The following is a 16,384-nucleotide window of genomic DNA, read 5'->3' on the forward strand; positions in this document are numbered from 1 at the left end:
TCCTCGCGCAAGCGCTCGTCGGAACTAGCCGCGGACGTAGCGGGTGTACAGGTAGCCCTCGTCGTCGGTGAGCAGGTGAGCGGGCCGCATCCGGGTGTGCGCATGGCCCGGACCTGTGGCGATGCGTCGAGCCACCCCGCCGACCAGGATCGGTGCCACGGTCAGGCACAACTCGTCGAGCAGATCGTTTTCGATAAGCAGGCTCAGCAGCGACGGGCCGCCCTCGGTGAGCACCCGGAAGAGCTTGCGTTCGGCGAGGATTCGCAGCGCAACGGCCGGTTCGACGCGGGCCGGGTCCGCGCCGGAGGCATCGAGCACCTCGGCGACCCCGCCCAGCCGCCGACGCGCATCGGCGACGGTCTGGGTGGCGGTGAGGATCAACGGTGGGACCTCGGTGCGCTTGAAGAATTTGGCTTCGTGGTCGAGCGCGGCCGACGCGGTGACGACGGCGATCGGCGGCACTTCGGCCTGCCCGCGCCGCTGGCGTTCCTGCCGTTGGGCTGCGGACAGCTGTACGCCGGAGTAGTTCTCGATCCGCACCGTCGCCGCGCCCATCAGGATGACGTCGGCGCAGTGGCGCATGAGATTGAACACAGCCCGGTCACCCGGACCGCCCAGCCCGCCGGACTTGCCGTCCTCGGTGGCACCGCCGTCCAGACTGCTGATCATGTTGCCCCGGACCCAACATCGCTGCAGGTCATCGGGGTAGGCGTAGTACTGAGCCAGCTGACCGTCGGCGATCTTGTCGACGTTTCCCAGCACGGTCAGGTCTGTCCCGGCGATGTCATCGGACATGAACTGAATTGGAGCACGTCGTTACGCTGCCTGAATGCACGGGTCCAGCGGCGTCGCTCATCTCGCCGATCGTCATCCCACCGTCACTCCGGAGCGGTTGGTCGCACAGTTGATTCCGCCGCCGACGTTCGCCGACGTCAGCTACGACAGCTACCGGCCGGACCCGGCCGAACCGTCCCAGGCCGCCGCGGTCGAATCCTGCCGCAGATTCTGCGAGCAGGCTGCGATTCGGCGGGCGGGCAAGAAGAAGCTGTTCGGCAAGCGGGAGGTGCTGCCCGGGGTCGGTCTGTACCTGGACGGCGGGTTCGGCGTCGGCAAGACCCACCTGTTGGCCTCGACGTATTACACGCTCTCACAGGGGGAGGCCCCCACGGCGTTCGCCACGTTCGGCGAGCTGACGCAGCTGGCCGGTGTGTTCGGCTACAACGAGTGCATCGACCTGCTCTCCGAGTATTCGGTGGTGTGCATCGACGAGTTCGAACTCGATGACCCGGGCAATACGACACTGATCTCGCGGTTGCTCTCGGCGTTGGTGGAGCGCGGCGTCTCGATCGCGGCTACCTCGAACACGCTGCCCGAGCAGTTGGGCGAGGGCCGGTTCGCCGCCCAGGACTTCCTGCGCGAGATCAACACGCTGGCCCAGATATTCACGACCGTCCGGATCGAGGGGCCCGACTACCGGCATCGTGATCTGCCGCCGGCGCCCGAGCCGTTGTCCGATGACGAGGTGGCGCAACGGGCCGAGGACGTCGTCGGGGCGACCCTCGACGACTTCGACGTGCTGTGTGCGCACCTGGCGACCATGCATCCGTCGCGCTATCACGCGCTGATCGAGGATGTCACCGAGGTGTTCATCACCGGTGTGCACCCGATCGAGGACCAGAGCGTGGCACTGCGACTGGTCGCACTGACCGACCGGCTCTACGACGCGGGTATCCCGGTGCTGGCGTCGGGGACCAAGCTGGACACCATTTTCAGCCCCGAGATGGTCGCCGGAGGTTTCCGGAAGAAGTACCTGCGGGCCACCTCGCGCCTGCTGGCGTTGACGGCTGCCGCGCAGCGAACGCCCTAGACGGGCCGGACCATCACGTAGTCGTTCTCCACACCCGTCCCGAGCCGGAACGTCTTGGTGCCGCTGACGGTGAAACCGTTCTTGGCGTAGAAGCGCTGGGCGCGCTGGTTTTCCTGGTTGACCCCCAGCCACACGCAGCCGACTCCGGATTCGGTCGCGGTCCGCAGCGTCTCGGTCATCAGTGCCTGCGCGGCACCGCCGCCGTGGCGGTCGGGCAGCACATAGATCTTGGACAGTTCGAGCGCGGGACGATGCGTCACTGCCCGCTGCACGTCGACGTCGTCGGGAACACCGTGAATCAGCATGGCGTAGCCCGTGATCGAGCCGTCACGCGCCACCAGAACGATCCGGTCCGGATCGGTGAGGTACTCGCCGAAGCGGGCCTCGGAGAGGTTCTCGGCGATGAAGGCGGCGACGTTGTCGGGAGTCACCGACGGGGGACAGGCCAGCGGAAAGGTGGCGGCCGCCACCGCGGCGAGTTCGGGAAGGTCCGCCGCCGTGGCACGGGCGATCATCAAGGCAGGGGCGCGCCTGGCTGCCACAGGTTCCACTGCGCCAGATGCTTGCCCGTCTTGGTATCGGTCAACACCACGTTGGTGACCAGTGCGCGGTAGACGTCCCAGTAGACGTCGCCGTTGACGGTGGCTCCCGGGGGCGCGTTGCGCAGCGCTGCCTCGAGCCGGTTGGGCGCATCGGTGTGTTTGGGTACATAGGCGTCGGCGTAGGGGGTGACGCCGTTGAACGTGAACGCCAGCGCCATCGCGTAGGGATTGGGTGCAGCGATGGTGGTCACGGTGACCGGGGCCCGCCACGGGCTGCCCTGGGCGCGCCAGCGCGGCGAGCCGTTCCAGCCCCAGCCGGGAGGTACGTCGCTGGCGAGCACGTCGTGCACGGTGACGTCGGCGACGATGCCGTTGTCGGTCTCCACCCGCAGTGTCTGGCCGACGTTGCCGATCGGGGCGCTTTCGGCCGAGGCCGTCGGCGGGGCCACCAGGGCGGCGACGGCGGCGACCACAGCCGTGAACAGGAGCGCAAACCAGCGAGGCATGCCAGGCATGATCGCACAAATTGAAACGTGTTACAGCCGGATGGGTCAGGACACCCAGGGGCCGACGCCGCCGACCTTGTCGATCCGGATGCGGGTGAGCCAACCGGGCGGCGCGTCCTTGGGGGGAAACGGAACATCGGGGGCGGCCAGGGTCTGCGCCAGCTCTTTGAGGAGCTCTGGTGCTCCGCCCTCGACGATGCGGGCCGTGCCGGTGATCGCCAGGTAGGGGCGCATCGCTTCGCCCACCCGCCCGGGATCGATGATCGTCAGGGCCACGCGAGGGTCGCGTCGGACATTGCGCACCTTCTTGTGCTCGGCCAGGTGCGCGGTCACCAGCTCGTCGCCGTCCGGCGTGGACTGCAGCGCCACCCAGACCAGGGTGACCTGTGGGCTCCCGTCCGGATTCAAGGTGACCAGCGTGGCATCGGCACCCGCGCCGATGAGTTCGCGTGCGGCGTCGTTGAGTAACACGTCAGGTTCTACGGTTGCGCGGGCGCTTTCATTCCCGGTTTCACTGTCCGGCGCTGTCCTGGCCTTTCGCGATGAACGGCGCCAGGGCCGCGGCGAGTTCGGTCTCGAACCGTTCGGGGTCGGCGCCGAGTCGGTGCAGGGGCCCGTCCTCGCCTTCGGCCTCGGCGAGGGCGAGCAGGATGTGTTCGGTCCCGATGTAGTTGTGGCCGAGCCGAAGTGCCTGGCGGAACGTGAGTTCCAGCGCCTTCTTGGCCGCGGCGCTGAACGGGATCAGTGCCGGGACCGTCCCGGCGGGCGGCGGCAGGGTGATGGTCGCGCGAGCCGTATCAGCGGTGATTCCTTGACTGACAAGGAGTTTGGCGGCCAGGCCGTCGGGTTCGGCGAACAGTGCCAGCAGCAGGTGATCGGGGGTGATCTCGGTGTTGCCGGCTTCGTGTGCGGTGTTCTGGGAGACCACGACGACGTTGCGGGCCCTTGGGGTGAACCGGCCGAATCCGGCGTTGGGGTCAAGGGCGGCCGGGTCGAAATCGGGGACTTTCGGCACGAAGCGTTTCTGGGCGGCCTGCTTGGTGACGCCCATGGCCTTGCCGATGTCGGTCCAGGACGCGCCCGAGCGCCGGGCCTGGTCGACGAAATGCCCGATGAGGTGGTCGGCGATCTCGCCGAGGGCATCGGCGGCGATCACGGCATCGATCAACTGCTCGAGTGGTTCGGTATGAGCCTTCTTGATCGCACCGATGAGGTCGTCGAGGCGGACGGGGTTGGAGATGGTGACGGGTTTGCTCATGCGTCAACTGTAGGTTGACGATAGGTCATCGTCAACCATGAGTTGACGATGATTGGTGTGGGCGGTCCGGTGCTCGCGGCGCCGGTCCGCACGGATCGGGCAAGATAGCGCCGGTGAATCTCGAAGATCGCGTCCTGACGCTGCTGCGCCCCGTGCTGCGGCCGGTGATGCGCGTGTTGTCGTTGCGCACGATCGTCATCGTGGGTGCGCTGTCGGTGGTGGTCACCGTCATCACGCTCGGTACCTGGGTGTGGATCGGCGTGACCAACGACCAGTACAGCCAGCTGGATCGGAGACTCGATTCATTGAGCAGCCTCGGCGATGTCAGCACGCTGCTCACCGCCACGAAGCAGGGATCGGCGGACAAGGCCATGCCCGACGACGGCGGTCTCGTCCGCACCGCCCACATCGGTGGCGTCAGCGTCTCGGTGCCCAGCGACATCGTCCTGCCGCGGCTGGAAAACGGTTACACGAACACGACGATCGACGGGGTCGAGTACCGCGTGCGCACCTTCACGGCCGGCCCCGCGACCATCGCCCTCGGTGCGCCACTGGCCGAGACGCAGCGCCGGATCGACGAACTGCACCTGCGTGTCCTGCTGATCTGCGGTGGCGTCATCGGCAGCACCATCGTGGTGGGCTGGATGATCTCGTTGGTGATGATCACGCCGTTCCGGCTGCTGGCGCAGCAGGCCCGCGCCATCAACGCCCAGTCCAAGCCCGACGAGGTACAGGTCCGCGGTGTGCGTGAGGCCGTGCAGATCGCCGAGGCGGTCGAGGGCATGCTGGCGCGCATCGGCAACGAACAGGAGCGCACCAAGGCCGCGCTCGAATCGGCCCGTGATTTCGCCGCGGTCGCCTCCCATGAACTTCGGACTCCGCTCACCGCGATGCGCACCAACCTGGAAGTGCTGTCGACACTGGACATGACCGACGAGCAGCGCAAGGAGGTGATCGGGGACGTCATGCGTACGCAGAGCCGCATCGAGGGCACCCTGACCGCCCTGGAGCGACTGGCGCAGGGGGAGCTGACCACGGTCGAGGACTTCGTGCCGATGGATGTCACCGAATTGCTCGACCGCGCGGCGCACGATGCGTTGCGCACGTATCCGGGCCTGCGGGCCACACTGATGCCGTCGCCGACGGTATTGATGCTGGGCATGCCTGCGGGCCTGCGTCTGGTGATCGACAATGCCATCGCCAACGCCGTCAAGCACGGTGGCGCCACCGAAATCAGGCTGAGCGCCGTCAGTTCGGCCGACGACGTGCAGATCGTGGTCGACGACAACGGTTCCGGGGTGCCCGAGGTCGAGCGGGCCGAGGTGTTCGAGCGGTTCGCCCGCGGATCCACGGCGTCGCGGTCGGGATCCGGTCTGGGTCTGGCGCTGGTCGCCCAGCAAGCCGAATTGCACGGTGGCACAGCTGCTTTGACGGAGAGCCCGCTGGGGGGCGCGCGGTTGCTGTTGCAGCTGCCGTTGACCCGGCGGGTGGAGGATGCGCCCTTCTGAATCAGGGGTGCGCGGCAGCGACGTAATCGGCACCGCCGACATACACGGTGTCACCTGAGGTAGCCGGTTCGAGAGCGGCGTCGACGATCGCCCCGGCGAACTCCTCGATGGTGGGCAGGGCGCCGTGAATCTGCCTGGCCGAAACGGCATCAGGGTCGCGGCGGGCCAGCAACCGCACGATGATCGTGCCCTCGATCATGTCGCCGGACACCACGACGAACGACACTCCGGCTTCATCGAAACGGGACTGCATCGCGCGCAGCGCGTCCTCGCCGGCGCGCTTACTCGCGGCGATGGGCTGGTAATCGTCGGGAACCGGCTGCTGCCCGTGGAAGTGGGCCTGATGGCTGGTGACGAACACGATGCGGCCGCCCGGGCTGAGCAGCGGCAGCGCCAGTTCGGCCAGGCGTACCTGGGCATCGCGGTTGATCCGCATCGCGTAGCCGGCGTCGGCGCCACGCTCCAGTCCGCCGGAAGCGTTGAGTACCAACATGTCCAGGCGGCCGAACGTGTCCCTGATGTGATTGATCAGGTCGGCGGTTGCGTCGGGATCGCAGACATCCGCGCCCGCAACGGACCCGTGGCCGCCTGCCGCCGTGATGGCATCCACAATCGCGTTGGCCCGCTTGATCTTCTCGCGGTAGTTGACGATCACGTGCACGCCGGCCGCGCCGAGTTGGTGGGCGACCTCGGCGCCGATCCCACGTGCTGCGCCGGTGACGAGCGCGACTTTCATGACAGGCCTCCGTGCTTCTGATTTAGAACCAATATGATGGTTCTAAATGAGAAGCGCAAGTGGGCCCGAGTTTGTCCGTCGTGGTGAAGACCCGGCGAATGCGCCGATGCTGGCAGTCATGGAGCTGCTGGGTCAGCGCTGGGTGTTGAGGGTGATCTGGGAGCTCGAACCGGGGTCGTTGGGATTCCTCGAACTGCGCCGACACATGGGCAATTGCTCGTCGAGCATGTTGTCGGAGCGGCTGCAACAACTCTTGGCGGCCGGACTGGTCGTCAAGAACGAAACCGGGGCATGGGAACTGACGGTCGCCGGTGCCGGGTTGGGGGCGGCGCTGTCGGGATTGTGGGACTGGTCGGAATCCTGGAAGGCGGGGGAGGCTCAGCAGTCCTGAGCCGGGGACCTCTCCAGCAGTTCGTCGAGGAAGCCCGCGGCCTCCTGCCCGGCACGTTCCACATCGCCGGCTGCGATCGCGTCGACCAGATCGTCGTGCGGGAACATCCCGCCGGGACCCGCGCTCGTCGTCGCGACGCTGGCGGTGATCGCCTCAAGGAGCCCGCGGTAGATCTCGACGAGTACCGGATTGTGCGACGCCCGCACCACGGCCAGGTGGAATTCGGTGTCGGAGTGGGTGAATTGCGCGTGGTCGGTGGTGTCCGTGTGTGCCAGGTGGGCGCGTAGTTCGACAAGGTCCTCTTCGGTGCGCGCGACGGCGGCCAGACGGGCCCCTTCAACCTCAAGGCAGCGCCGGACCTGCAGCACGTCGCGTAGCTCGGATCCGCACAGCCGGCGCAGGGCCGCGGATACCTCGCTGGTGGCGCGCACATAGGTGCCGTCGCCCTGCCGGACTTCGAAGATGCCGTTGTGCGCCAGGGCTCGGACCGCCTCGCGCACGGTGTTGCGTCCCACGCCGAGGGCTTCGACCAGTTCGGGCTCGGTGGGGATGCGGCTGTCGACCGGCCATTCGCCCGAGGTGACCAGGGTGCGAAGTTGCTCGATCACCTGGTCGACCAGGCCCGTGCGTCGCGTTGTGGCGAGCGGCACTCTGAAAGTCCTTTCATCCAATCATGGGATGTATGGCATCATAACCGGGTGAGTAGGTCTCTGCGCAAGGAAACGCTGAACGGTTACGAGCACGATCTGGAGCTCGAACTCGACGGCGCCGTAGAGGTCCGCCCAGCTCAGATGGCTGCGGGTGGCGCCCTGCTGATCGTGGCGGTGATCCTGACCGCGCTGAACCTGCGCCCGGCGATCACCAGCATCGGGCCGGTTCTCGGGGAGATGCGCGAGACCCTCGGCGCGTCCGCCGTGTGGGCCGGCGTGCTGACCACTCTGCCCGGGCTGTGCTTCGCTGCGGCGGGTCTGACCGCGCCGTGGCTGGCCCGCCGCATCGGCCTGGGCCGGGCGATCTCGGTCGCCCTGATGATTCTGAGCGTCGGTCTGGTGGCCCGGGTGCTGGACGGACCGTACGTGGTGATCGGCGGAACACTGGTCGCCACTGGGGGCATCGCGCTGGTCAACGTGCTCATCCCGGTCGTGATCAAGGGCTCGTTCCCTGCCCAGATCGGACTGATGACCGGCGTCTACACCGCGGCCCTGCAGGGCGGCGGGGCGCTGGGCTCTGCGGTCACCCCACCGCTGGAGCCCCTGCTCGGCGGGTGGCGGGGCGCGTTGGGTGCCTGGGCCCTGGTGGCCATTCTCGCGCTGCTGTTCTGGTTGGTGGGCGCGCGGGGAATCAGCACGGCCCGTACCGAAGCGGCCTCGTCGGGGACTGCCGGTCGCTCGCTGCTGCGCAGTCCGTTGGCCTGGACGATCACGTTGTTCTTCGGCTGCCAGTCGTTCCTGGCCTACATCGTCATGGGCTGGCTGCCCGAGGTGTTCATCGACAGCGGGGTCAGCAAGACCGACGCCGGCCTGCTGCTCGGGTTGGTGTCCATCCTGGCCGTCCCGATCAGCCTGATCGTTCCGCCGCTGGCGGCCAAGCAGAAGAACCAGAGTGGCTGGATCGTGGGGCTCGGCGTGGTCGGCATGATCGGCATGATCGGCCTGCTCGTCGATCCCGGTGCGGCGCCGCTGCTGTGGAGCTTCTTCGTGGGCATCGGGATGAGCGTGTTCTCGTTGGCGCTCACGGTGATTGCTCTGCGTGCGCGTAACGCCGAGGACACCGCGCGACTCTCCGGCATGGCGCAGGGTTTCGGCTATCTTCTGGCCGGCGTGGGTCCGTTCTCGTTCGGGCTGCTTCATGACATGACCGCCGGCTGGACGGCGCCGTTTGCCATGGTGATGGTCATCTACCTGGTGCAGATGGTGGCGGGCGCGCTGGCCGGCCGGAACCGATATGTCTGAGTCACAAGCCTGGCTTGTGGCGCCACAAGATCGTGGCACCTACCGCTGATCGGTCGCACCCACCAGCATTGGTGAGGTGACCACCTACACGGCGACTTACACCGCGGCAAGGCCGTTCCACACCGCCCTGCTGGCCGAATTGGACAGTGCGAGTTCGGCCTTCCGGCACATCACGCCGAACTGGTTCGCCTCGGTGATGGGCACCGGAATCGTCGCGACGGCGGCGGCCACCCTGCCGCTGCACCTGTCGGGCCTGCACGAGTTCGCCACTGCGGTATGGATTCTCGCCGCCACCGTGCTGGTGATCCTGACCGCGGCGTTCGCCACGCACTGGATCCGCCATCGGGAACAGGCGAAGGCCTACGCCGGGCACCAGGTGATGGGGCAGTTCTACGGTGCCCCGGCGATGGCGCTGCTCACCGTCGGAGCGGGTGCGCTGCTGCTCGGGCCGGGCATCATCGGCCCGTCCGCGGCGCTGGCCCTCGACGTAGTGCTGTGGATCGCCGGTACGGCGCTGGGATTGGTTGTGAGTCTGTGGCTTCCGTACGCGATGATCACCCGTGAGGATCACACCGACGTCGAGGCGGTGCCGGCCTGGATGATGCCGGTGGTGTCGCCGATGGTCTCGGCCTCCACCGGCGCCCTGCTGCTGTCGCATCTCGGTCCGGGACAAGCGGGGATGACCTTGTTGGTCGCCTGCTATGCCATGTTCGGTCTGAGCCTGCTGGCCGGTCTGATCACCACCACCATGGTGTATTCGCGGCTCATGCACGGCGGCTTCAGCCAGGTGCAGGCGATTCCGACGGTGTGGATCGTGCTCGGCGTCGTCGGCCAGTCGATCACCGCGGCCAATCTGCTGGCGGCCCATGCCGGCTCGGTGCTCACCGACAGCGCCACGGTCTCTGCTCTGCACGCCTTCGGGATCGTCTACGGCCTGGTGATGGGCGGCTTCGGAGCGTTTGTGTTCTGCCTCGCGACGGCACTCACCGTGCACGGTGCGCGCCGCGGGCTGTCATTCAGCCTGACCTGGTGGAGCTTCACCTTCCCGGTGGGGACCTGCGTGACGGGAGCATCAGCACTGGGCGTCGCCACCGGTGCCGTCGCCATTTCCTGGCTGGCGGTCGCACTGTACGTGGTGCTGCTCGGGGCCTGGGCCACCGTCGCGACCAACACCCTTCGCGGGGTGCGGACCGGACGGCTACTGCGCGGCTGAGGTCAGCGCATCTACCGAGAACAACGCCATGGTCGCGATCCGGCAGCGGGAGCGACCACGGCGTTGTTTTCGTGACGGTTCCTGGCCCGGCTCAACGCGCCGAGGCGATGTGGCTGAGCAGTTCGCGCACCGCCCCGGCCGGCGGGGTGCGGCCACCCGACCAGATGGCACGCAGTTCCCGGTGCAGATCCAGTCCGGCGACGGGTACCTCACACAGCCGGCCCAGGGTGAGATCGTCTTCGACGGCGAGCCGGCTCATCACGGCGGGCCCGGCCCCGGCCAGCACCGCGGCACGCATCGCGGTTGCCGACGACAATTCGATCGCGGGGTCGGCCTGCCGGCTCGACGGGCCAAGCGCGGACCGCAGCGCAGAACTGAGGGCATCCCTGGTGCCCGAACCGATTTCCCTTGACACCAAAGGTGTCTCGCTGAGTTCGACGGGGCTGACCGGGGCGGATCTGCGGGCCCACTTGTGATCCGGGGGTACCACGGCGACCAGCTCGTCACGGGCGATCACTCGGCTGTGCAGTCCGGTCGGGACGCCTGGAGATTCGATGAAGCCGAGGTCGGCCGACCCGTCCTGGACGCCGGCGATCACCTGATCGCTGTTGGCCGCGGTGAGGATGACCTGGGGTGCGTTCACTCCGCGGTGTGCCGCGTCGGCCTGCAGCGACACCAGCCAGCGCGGCATGAGTTGTTCTGCGATGGTGAGGCTGGCCGCGACGGTGACGCGATCGCGGCTCTCGGTACGCATCGAGGCCAGCCCGGCGTCCACCCGCTCCGCGACGTCGAGCAATTGGTCGGCCCACTCGGCGACGACCGCACCGGCCGCGGTCAGCTGCGAACCGCGGGGACTGCGCTGTACCAGCCGCACGCCGGTCTGCGATTCGATCGAGGCCAGCCGCGCGGACACCGCCTGTTGGGTGAGACCCAGCTCACGCCCGGCGGCTCCGATGCTGCCGGTACGCGCGATCGCCAGCAGCACTTCGAACGCTGCCAGCTCGGGCATTCGGGGGCTGAGCGGCATGCCCAGGATCGTAGGGCGTGGTCACAAATGGCGGTTGTGAACGCACCGGTTGGGGCGTCGCGCCGGACGTGGTGTAACCTGGCCGACGTGACTATCGGCGTGTGTGCCAGCTATTGGCGCTTTATCGAGGCTCCGGGCGGAGCCGATAAAGCGCAGCACTAAGCACGCATCCACCCGGAGCCCAGGCAGTGACCATCGGTCGCTGCCTTTCGTCGTTACAGGGCGCCGGAACTCTTGCAGGTGCCCACCACCAGGAAGGCACCCCAAAAATGAACTTGGCGCAGATCGCCAACGCCCCAGCCACATCGGACCGACGGGTTCGCAGTTTCAGCGCGATTCCCAGCCCGCACGATGTGCTGACCGAATTCCCGCTGGGGGAGCGCCGCGCGGAGCGGGTGGCCCGCGACCGCGATGAGATCGCCGACATCCTGGCAGGTCGGGACGACCGGCTGCTGGTCGTCGTCGGTCCGTGTTCGGTGCACGATCCCGCAGCCGCGCTGGAGTACGCCAGCCGCCTGGTGAAGGTGGCCGACGAGCTCAAAGATCAGCTCAAGATCGTCATGCGGGTGTACTTCGAGAAGCCACGCACCACGATCGGCTGGAAGGGTCTGATCAACGACCCCGGCATGGACGGCACCTACGACGTCGCGCGTGGCCTCCGTGTGGCCCGTCGACTGCTGCTCGACATCATCGACATCGGCCTGCCCGTCGGGTGCGAGTTCCTGGAACCGACCAGCCCGCAGTACATTGCCGACGCTGTGGCGTGGGGAGCCATCGGCGCCAGGACCACCGAGTCGCAGGTACACCGCCAGTTGGCGTCGGGCCTGTCGATGCCGGTCGGCTTCAAGAACGGCACCGACGGAAACATCCAGGTCGCGGTCGACGGCGTGAAAGCCGCTGCCGCTCAACATGTCTTCTTCGGAATGGACGATATGGGCCGTGGTGCGCTGGTGAGCACCGCAGGCAACGAGGACTGCCACGTGATCCTGCGCGGTGGCACCGGGGGACCGAACTACGGCGCCGATGCGGTGGCCTCGACCGCGGCCAAGCTGAGCGGTGCCGGTCTGCCCGGCCGTGTGGTGATCGATTGCAGCCACGCCAATTCCGGCAAGGATCACGTCCGTCAGGCAGTGGTGGCCACCGAGGTCGCTCAGATGGTGCGTGACGGGCTGCCGGTCAGCGGTGTGATGTTGGAGAGCTTCCTGGTCGCCGGGGCGCAGTCACCCGAGGCGCGGCCGCTCACCTACGGTCAGTCGGTCACCGACAAGTGCATGGATTGGGACGCAACCGATCTGGTGCTGCGCGAGCTTGCCAGGCGCGAGGGCTAGCTTCCGCTCGGCTTGCGGTACCGGCCGCCGGGGTCGCGGTCGAACTTGGGCGGTTCGGCGGGGTCGAGTTCGATGAGGACGTCATCGTCGGTGTCGTGAGGCGCACTGAAGACCACGACGCGTGAGCCGGCCAGCGGAACCCGGGAGTGATGGGCGACCATGTTCGCCGTCACCACCCGACGTCCGGTCGGGCCTTCGAACGCGACGGTGACGGTGAATTGAGGATCGTCCGCAGTCCACCGCTGCTTGAACTCCACATTGCGCAACTCGCCTGGTGAACGCACACCGTGCCGGCGCAGGGCCGCCAGCCGGTCTTGCCTGCGACGGGTATAGCCGATGCCCCGCCCCGCCGCCGCGTCGGCGGCCGCCGCGGCGGCCGAGCACACCACGCTGACCAGCGCCAGGACCCCGCCGGTGACACCCCCTATCCACAGTGCGGCTCCCAACAGGCCGACCGCGACGCCGGCGAGGGCGGGTATGACGGCCACCCGGTTGGCGGTACTGCGCTGGCCGAAAGTGTCGAGGGCCTCGTCGGCGAGGATGCCGGCGAGGATGGCCGGAAGAAACGAGCCGACGATCGCGGCGAGGCCCAACCAGGTCGACGGGTTGTGGGTCTGCATGCTGTGAATCCAGAATGCTGCGCCGACGGCGACCGGTACCCACAGGATGAAGGTGAGGACGGCGAAGAATCGCAGCGTTTCTGACGGTCGGGCGACGGGCACGGTGATGTGGCCGTGCTTTTCGACGGTGGAGAAGTGCGGCAGCGTGCTCTCCCATATGGAGGACTGCGCGGTGTCACTGCTCACCTGGTGCTCCCTTCCAACGGAATCACCAGTATTGGCATGACCTCCCGACGGTCGCGCGCCGTGGACGGAAGATCACGCGGGTTCTCACGAATTACTCACCGCCTCAACATGGATCGGTTAGGCATCGTCCTCTGTCGCCGGCGCGGCGTCCACCTCGGGCTGCCAGCTGCCCGGCACCATCGGGATCGTCGTTCCGTCGCCGAAGGCGTCGTCGGCCAACGTGGTCAGCCCGGCCGGTCCGGCCACCGTCGATTTCACTGCGGTTCCGGTGAATCCGAGGTTTCCGGCCCCACTCTCGGAGGCGCTCGTGTTGACCGCTTGCTCGGGCGGCGGTGCGGCGACACCGTCGGCCGTCAGGAACTCATAGCGGTAACCGCGATCTTTGGCGGTTCCGCCGCGTCGCTTGCGGGCCTGCGACCGGCGCTTGTTGATCGCCGCGGCTGTGGCGGCGGCCGCGGCGGACGCGCCTACGGAGTCCGAAGCCTTGGCGGTGGCGCTGTACCGCGACGTCGCGCCATGACCGAATCCGGCGCCCCCGCCCGGCACCGCATACAGGGAGGTCTCGGTCCCGGCGGGCATCGGAGTGGGAGTTGACGGTGCAGGGGCGGCGGGCGCGGAGGTGGGAGTGGACGTCGGTGCGGCGCCCGCCGCCACCGATGCCGGCGCCGCGGAGCCGGGCAACGCGGCGACTGCGGGCGGCTCGGCACGGGCGATTTCCTCGGCCGGAGCGTCGATCGGAATGTCGTAGGCCTGGGCCAGTCCGACGATCCCGAGTAGTCCGAGCATGGCCGGGGACGCGGCCGCGACCGCAGCGGCGTACAGCGGAGTGCCCAGCACAGCGAAGACGGCCGTGTACGCACCCAGGAAGAACACGTTGATGTAGGTGCTGAACAACAAGGACGGGTCAGCGATGATCTCGGCGAGGATCTGCGGGATCCGCCAGGGTTCAAGAATGAATTCCCTGAGCTGGTCGTACATCCCGTAGAAATGCTCAGACTGCTCGGCCAGCCAGTTCCCGATCGGATCGTTGGCCTTGATCCACTCGATGAACTCCTCGTACGAACTGAGCACATCGCTCAGGCTGAGGGAAGAGCCCGATTCGCCGGCCCGGGCCACGGCGGCAGACTGCATCATCGTCGCCGACCCGGAGCCCGCTTCCCCGACCCCCGGCGCCAGCAGTACCGGTGCCGCCGTGGACGGCGGCGCGGTCGCCACCGCAACCTCGGTGGACGCCTGGTAGACCGTCATCGTGGTCGCGGCCTGGATCCACATGCGGACGTAGTCGGCCTCGTTGACCGCGATGGGGACGGTGTTGATCCCGAAGAAGTTGGTGGCCACCAGCACACCGAGGGTCGTGCGGTTGGCGGCGAGTTCGGCCAGCGTCGGCATCGCTGCCAGGGCGGTGGTGTAGGAGGCGGCCGCGGTCTCGATCTGGGCGGCCACCCGTGCGCTGCTCGCGCTGGTGGCGCCCAGCCAGGCCAGGTAGGGCAGGTGTGCCGCCGCGTACCGATCGGCGCTGGGCCCCTCCCATGACCCGGCCTGGACCGTACCCATCAGCGTTGTCAATTCGGTTGCGGCCGAGGAGTATTCGGTACTCAACGAGGTCCATGCCCCGGCCGCCGCCAGCAGTGGCCCGGCGCCCGGACCGCTGCTGAGCAGAGCTGAATGCACTTCGGGCGGCAGCGCCATCCACACGGGGGCGGTCATCGCAGACCCCCCAGGACGGGCGAAGTGGCGTCGTTTGCCGACGGAGGGACGGGGGTGCAGATAGTCATCGCGTTGTCCGGGATGCAGCGCGTGCCGGCGGCCCGGTTCTCCTCTCGATCGCTTTGCTCCCCCAGTGGCTAAGTATGGTTAGCATAAGCTAACTTTTGCCGATTTGGGGTATGAACTTCCTATGTGCCGACACAGTCGTCAGTTGGTGTGTGCGCGGGTCAGCGGCGGTAAGCGGGCAGGTTGGCGGTGAGTTCGTCGAACAGTGCCTGGTTCAGCGCGAAGGCCACCTTGACCTCGTCGACGACGCGGTCGATGTCGTCCTGATCGAGGTCGAGACCGTCGAGTCGGGCCCGGTAGGCGTCCTTGTACGGCTTGGCCCGCATCGGGAATTCGTAGAACGACAGGCCTGCGCCGTCCAGGTCGAAGGACCGGTCGAGCACTCGACCGATGGCCTGGCCGCCGGACAGGTCGCCGAGGTAGCGGGTGTAGTGGTGGGCCAGAAGTGCTCCGCCCCAATCGGATTCGGCGATCCGGGTGCAGTAGGCCTGGGCGGCGGGGGAGTCGACCTCGTGCGCTGAGCCCGGGGCCCAATGGTCGAGGTCGGCGTCGATGGTGGCCAACCGTTCCAGCATCGGGTCATGGAACGCGCCGACGACCGGGTCGGTACGTCGGGCTCGGACCGTGTCCTCCAGGCTGCGATAGACCGCGCGCAGTCGCAGCAGGTAATCAACGTAGCCCTGGCCGTTGACCCGCCCGCTGAGCAACTCCGACATGAACGACGACTGCTCGGCGGCCTCGTGCTCGCTTCGCGAGTCCTCGCGCATGGCGACGGACAGCGATCGGACGGTCTCGGGGGCAACGGCGCTCGGCATACTCTGGCTCCAGGTGTTTTAACGACAGGTTGTCAACATCATGCCGACAATCTGTCAGGAAACCTAGCACCGGGTCGCGCGGCGTGGGGATCTACGTTTTTGCGGACAGTGCGCGCAGGACAAACTGCTCGATGGCGGCTACTGGAAGGTGCCGTGGCGCCAGGCACGCATGGATCAGTGACATGGTGGCGGCCTCGTCGTCGATGACGAACTTCCCGTCGGCCACACCCTGCGCGAGGATCTCGCGCAGCACGTCCTCCACCGCCACCACGTGATCGCGGATGGCCAGCATGGTCTCGTTCGACAAGGCGCCATACAGCTGCATGCCCATGCCCATGTGGAATTCCTGTCCGGCTTCGAGCTGGTGCCGGATGTAAACCCTAAGTCGCCCAACGGGATCGTTCACCTCGGACAGCGCGTTGCGCAGCCCGTCGAGGTAGCGGCTCGTCTCATGCGACGCGAATGCGATCACCACCGACTCTTTGTCCGGGAAGTGGTGATAGATCGCGGTCCGTCCGATGCCGGCCTCGGCCGCGAGCTTGGCCATGGTGATCGCGTCGAAGCTGTGCTCGGTCATCAGGGCGGCGAATGCTTCGAAGATGCGCTGCTGGATCTGCTCGCGGTGTTCTTCGACCGATGAGGCGCTGATCCTGGGCACGCTC

Annotated in this window: 18 protein-coding genes; 6 read left to right on the plus strand and 12 right to left on the minus strand. The window is 67.5% G+C overall.

Going from position 1 to position 16,384, the window contains the following annotated elements:
• Window positions 1-24: 24 nt before the first annotated feature.
• Complete coding sequence (locus A5779_RS04025; protein WP_064879208.1) at window positions 25-795, minus strand: pyrimidine reductase family protein; 771 nt, start codon at window positions 793-795, stop codon at window positions 25-27.
• A gap of 34 nt (window positions 796-829) precedes the next feature.
• Between A5779_RS04025 and zapE the strand changes: the two genes are divergently transcribed.
• Complete coding sequence (gene zapE / locus A5779_RS04030) at window positions 830-1,867, plus strand: cell division protein ZapE (RefSeq protein WP_064879210.1); 1,038 nt, start codon at window positions 830-832, stop codon at window positions 1,865-1,867.
• On the opposite strand, the gene A5779_RS04035 is transcribed toward zapE, so the two are convergent.
• The 4 genes from A5779_RS04035 to A5779_RS04050 are packed head-to-tail and all read right to left on the minus strand — an operon-like array spanning window position 1,864 to window position 4,173.
• A complete protein-coding gene (locus tag A5779_RS04035) occupies window positions 1,864-2,382 on the minus strand; it encodes a GNAT family N-acetyltransferase (protein WP_064879213.1) in 519 nt (172 codons plus the stop codon). The genes zapE and A5779_RS04035 overlap by 4 nt on opposite strands.
• On the minus strand, window positions 2,382-2,915 hold the full coding sequence (locus A5779_RS04040; RefSeq protein ID WP_064879215.1) for a hypothetical protein: 534 nt from the start codon (window positions 2,913-2,915) through the stop codon (window positions 2,382-2,384). Before A5779_RS04040 ends, A5779_RS04035 begins: the two co-directional genes overlap by 1 nt.
• A 45-nt stretch (window positions 2,916-2,960) precedes the next feature.
• Window positions 2,961-3,386: a PPOX class F420-dependent oxidoreductase gene (locus A5779_RS04045; protein WP_064879217.1), complete on the minus strand. Its 426-nt coding sequence runs from the start codon at window positions 3,384-3,386 to the stop codon at window positions 2,961-2,963.
• A 40-nt stretch (window positions 3,387-3,426) separates the two neighbouring features.
• Window positions 3,427-4,173, minus strand: a complete 747-nt coding sequence (locus A5779_RS04050) for a Clp protease N-terminal domain-containing protein (RefSeq protein WP_064879219.1) — start codon at window positions 4,171-4,173, stop codon at window positions 3,427-3,429.
• Window positions 4,174-4,340: 167 nt separating this feature from the next.
• Between A5779_RS04050 and A5779_RS04055 the strand changes: the two genes are divergently transcribed.
• Window positions 4,341-5,681: a sensor histidine kinase gene (locus tag A5779_RS04055; RefSeq protein ID WP_064879281.1), complete on the plus strand. Its 1,341-nt coding sequence runs from the start codon at window positions 4,341-4,343 to the stop codon at window positions 5,679-5,681.
• 1 nt (window position 5,682) lies between these two features.
• Here the strand turns inward: A5779_RS04055 and A5779_RS04060 are convergent, their stop codons facing one another.
• Window positions 5,683-6,417 (minus strand): SDR family oxidoreductase, encoded by a 735-nt coding sequence (locus A5779_RS04060; RefSeq protein ID WP_064879221.1) that lies wholly within the window; start codon window positions 6,415-6,417, stop codon window positions 5,683-5,685.
• A gap of 46 nt (window positions 6,418-6,463) precedes the next feature.
• Between A5779_RS04060 and A5779_RS04065 the strand changes: the two genes are divergently transcribed.
• On the plus strand, window positions 6,464-6,808 hold the full coding sequence (locus A5779_RS04065) for a winged helix-turn-helix transcriptional regulator (RefSeq protein ID WP_064879223.1): 345 nt from the start codon (window positions 6,464-6,466) through the stop codon (window positions 6,806-6,808).
• Here the strand turns inward: A5779_RS04065 and A5779_RS04070 are convergent.
• Window positions 6,796-7,458, minus strand: a complete 663-nt coding sequence (locus tag A5779_RS04070; RefSeq protein ID WP_064879225.1) for a FadR/GntR family transcriptional regulator — start codon at window positions 7,456-7,458, stop codon at window positions 6,796-6,798. The genes A5779_RS04065 and A5779_RS04070 overlap by 13 nt on opposite strands.
• A gap of 141 nt (window positions 7,459-7,599) precedes the next feature.
• Between A5779_RS04070 and A5779_RS04075 the strand changes: the two genes are divergently transcribed.
• Complete coding sequence (locus A5779_RS04075; RefSeq protein WP_064879283.1) at window positions 7,600-8,760, plus strand: CynX/NimT family MFS transporter; 1,161 nt, start codon at window positions 7,600-7,602, stop codon at window positions 8,758-8,760.
• A gap of 76 nt (window positions 8,761-8,836) precedes the next feature.
• The gene (locus tag A5779_RS04080) at window positions 8,837-9,973 is read left to right on the plus strand and encodes a TDT family transporter (protein WP_236734640.1); all 1,137 of its coding nucleotides are present in this window, start codon (window positions 8,837-8,839) and stop codon (window positions 9,971-9,973) included.
• Window positions 9,974-10,064: 91 nt separating this feature from the next.
• Here the strand turns inward: A5779_RS04080 and A5779_RS04085 are convergent, their stop codons facing one another.
• On the minus strand, window positions 10,065-11,000 hold the full coding sequence (locus A5779_RS04085) for a LysR family transcriptional regulator (protein WP_064879229.1): 936 nt from the start codon (window positions 10,998-11,000) through the stop codon (window positions 10,065-10,067).
• Window positions 11,001-11,269: 269 nt separating this feature from the next.
• Here A5779_RS04085 and A5779_RS04090 point away from each other — a divergent pair, with 269 nt between their 5' ends.
• Window positions 11,270-12,328 (plus strand): 3-deoxy-7-phosphoheptulonate synthase, encoded by a 1,059-nt coding sequence (locus tag A5779_RS04090; protein WP_064879231.1) that lies wholly within the window; start codon window positions 11,270-11,272, stop codon window positions 12,326-12,328.
• Here the strand turns inward: A5779_RS04090 and A5779_RS04095 are convergent.
• The 4 genes from A5779_RS04095 to A5779_RS04110 form a co-directional block, all read right to left on the minus strand.
• On the minus strand, window positions 12,325-13,134 hold the full coding sequence (locus A5779_RS04095) for a hypothetical protein (protein WP_064879233.1): 810 nt from the start codon (window positions 13,132-13,134) through the stop codon (window positions 12,325-12,327). The genes A5779_RS04090 and A5779_RS04095 overlap by 4 nt on opposite strands.
• 117 nt (window positions 13,135-13,251) lie before the next feature.
• Window positions 13,252-14,841 carry a PPE family protein gene (locus A5779_RS04100; RefSeq protein ID WP_064879235.1) on the minus strand — a complete coding sequence of 530 codons (1,590 nt, stop codon included), beginning with the start codon at window positions 14,839-14,841 and terminating at the stop codon, window positions 13,252-13,254.
• A 227-nt stretch (window positions 14,842-15,068) separates the two neighbouring features.
• Window positions 15,069-15,722: a biliverdin-producing heme oxygenase gene (locus A5779_RS04105; protein WP_064879237.1), complete on the minus strand. Its 654-nt coding sequence runs from the start codon at window positions 15,720-15,722 to the stop codon at window positions 15,069-15,071.
• Window positions 15,723-15,813: 91 nt separating this feature from the next.
• Complete coding sequence (locus A5779_RS04110; protein ID WP_064879239.1) at window positions 15,814-16,380, minus strand: TetR/AcrR family transcriptional regulator; 567 nt, start codon at window positions 16,378-16,380, stop codon at window positions 15,814-15,816.
• Between the last annotated feature and the right edge of the window lie 4 nt (window positions 16,381-16,384).

Source organism: Mycolicibacterium peregrinum, from assembly GCF_001665625.1.
Lineage (GTDB): Bacteria > Actinomycetota > Actinomycetes > Mycobacteriales > Mycobacteriaceae > Mycobacterium > Mycobacterium peregrinum_B.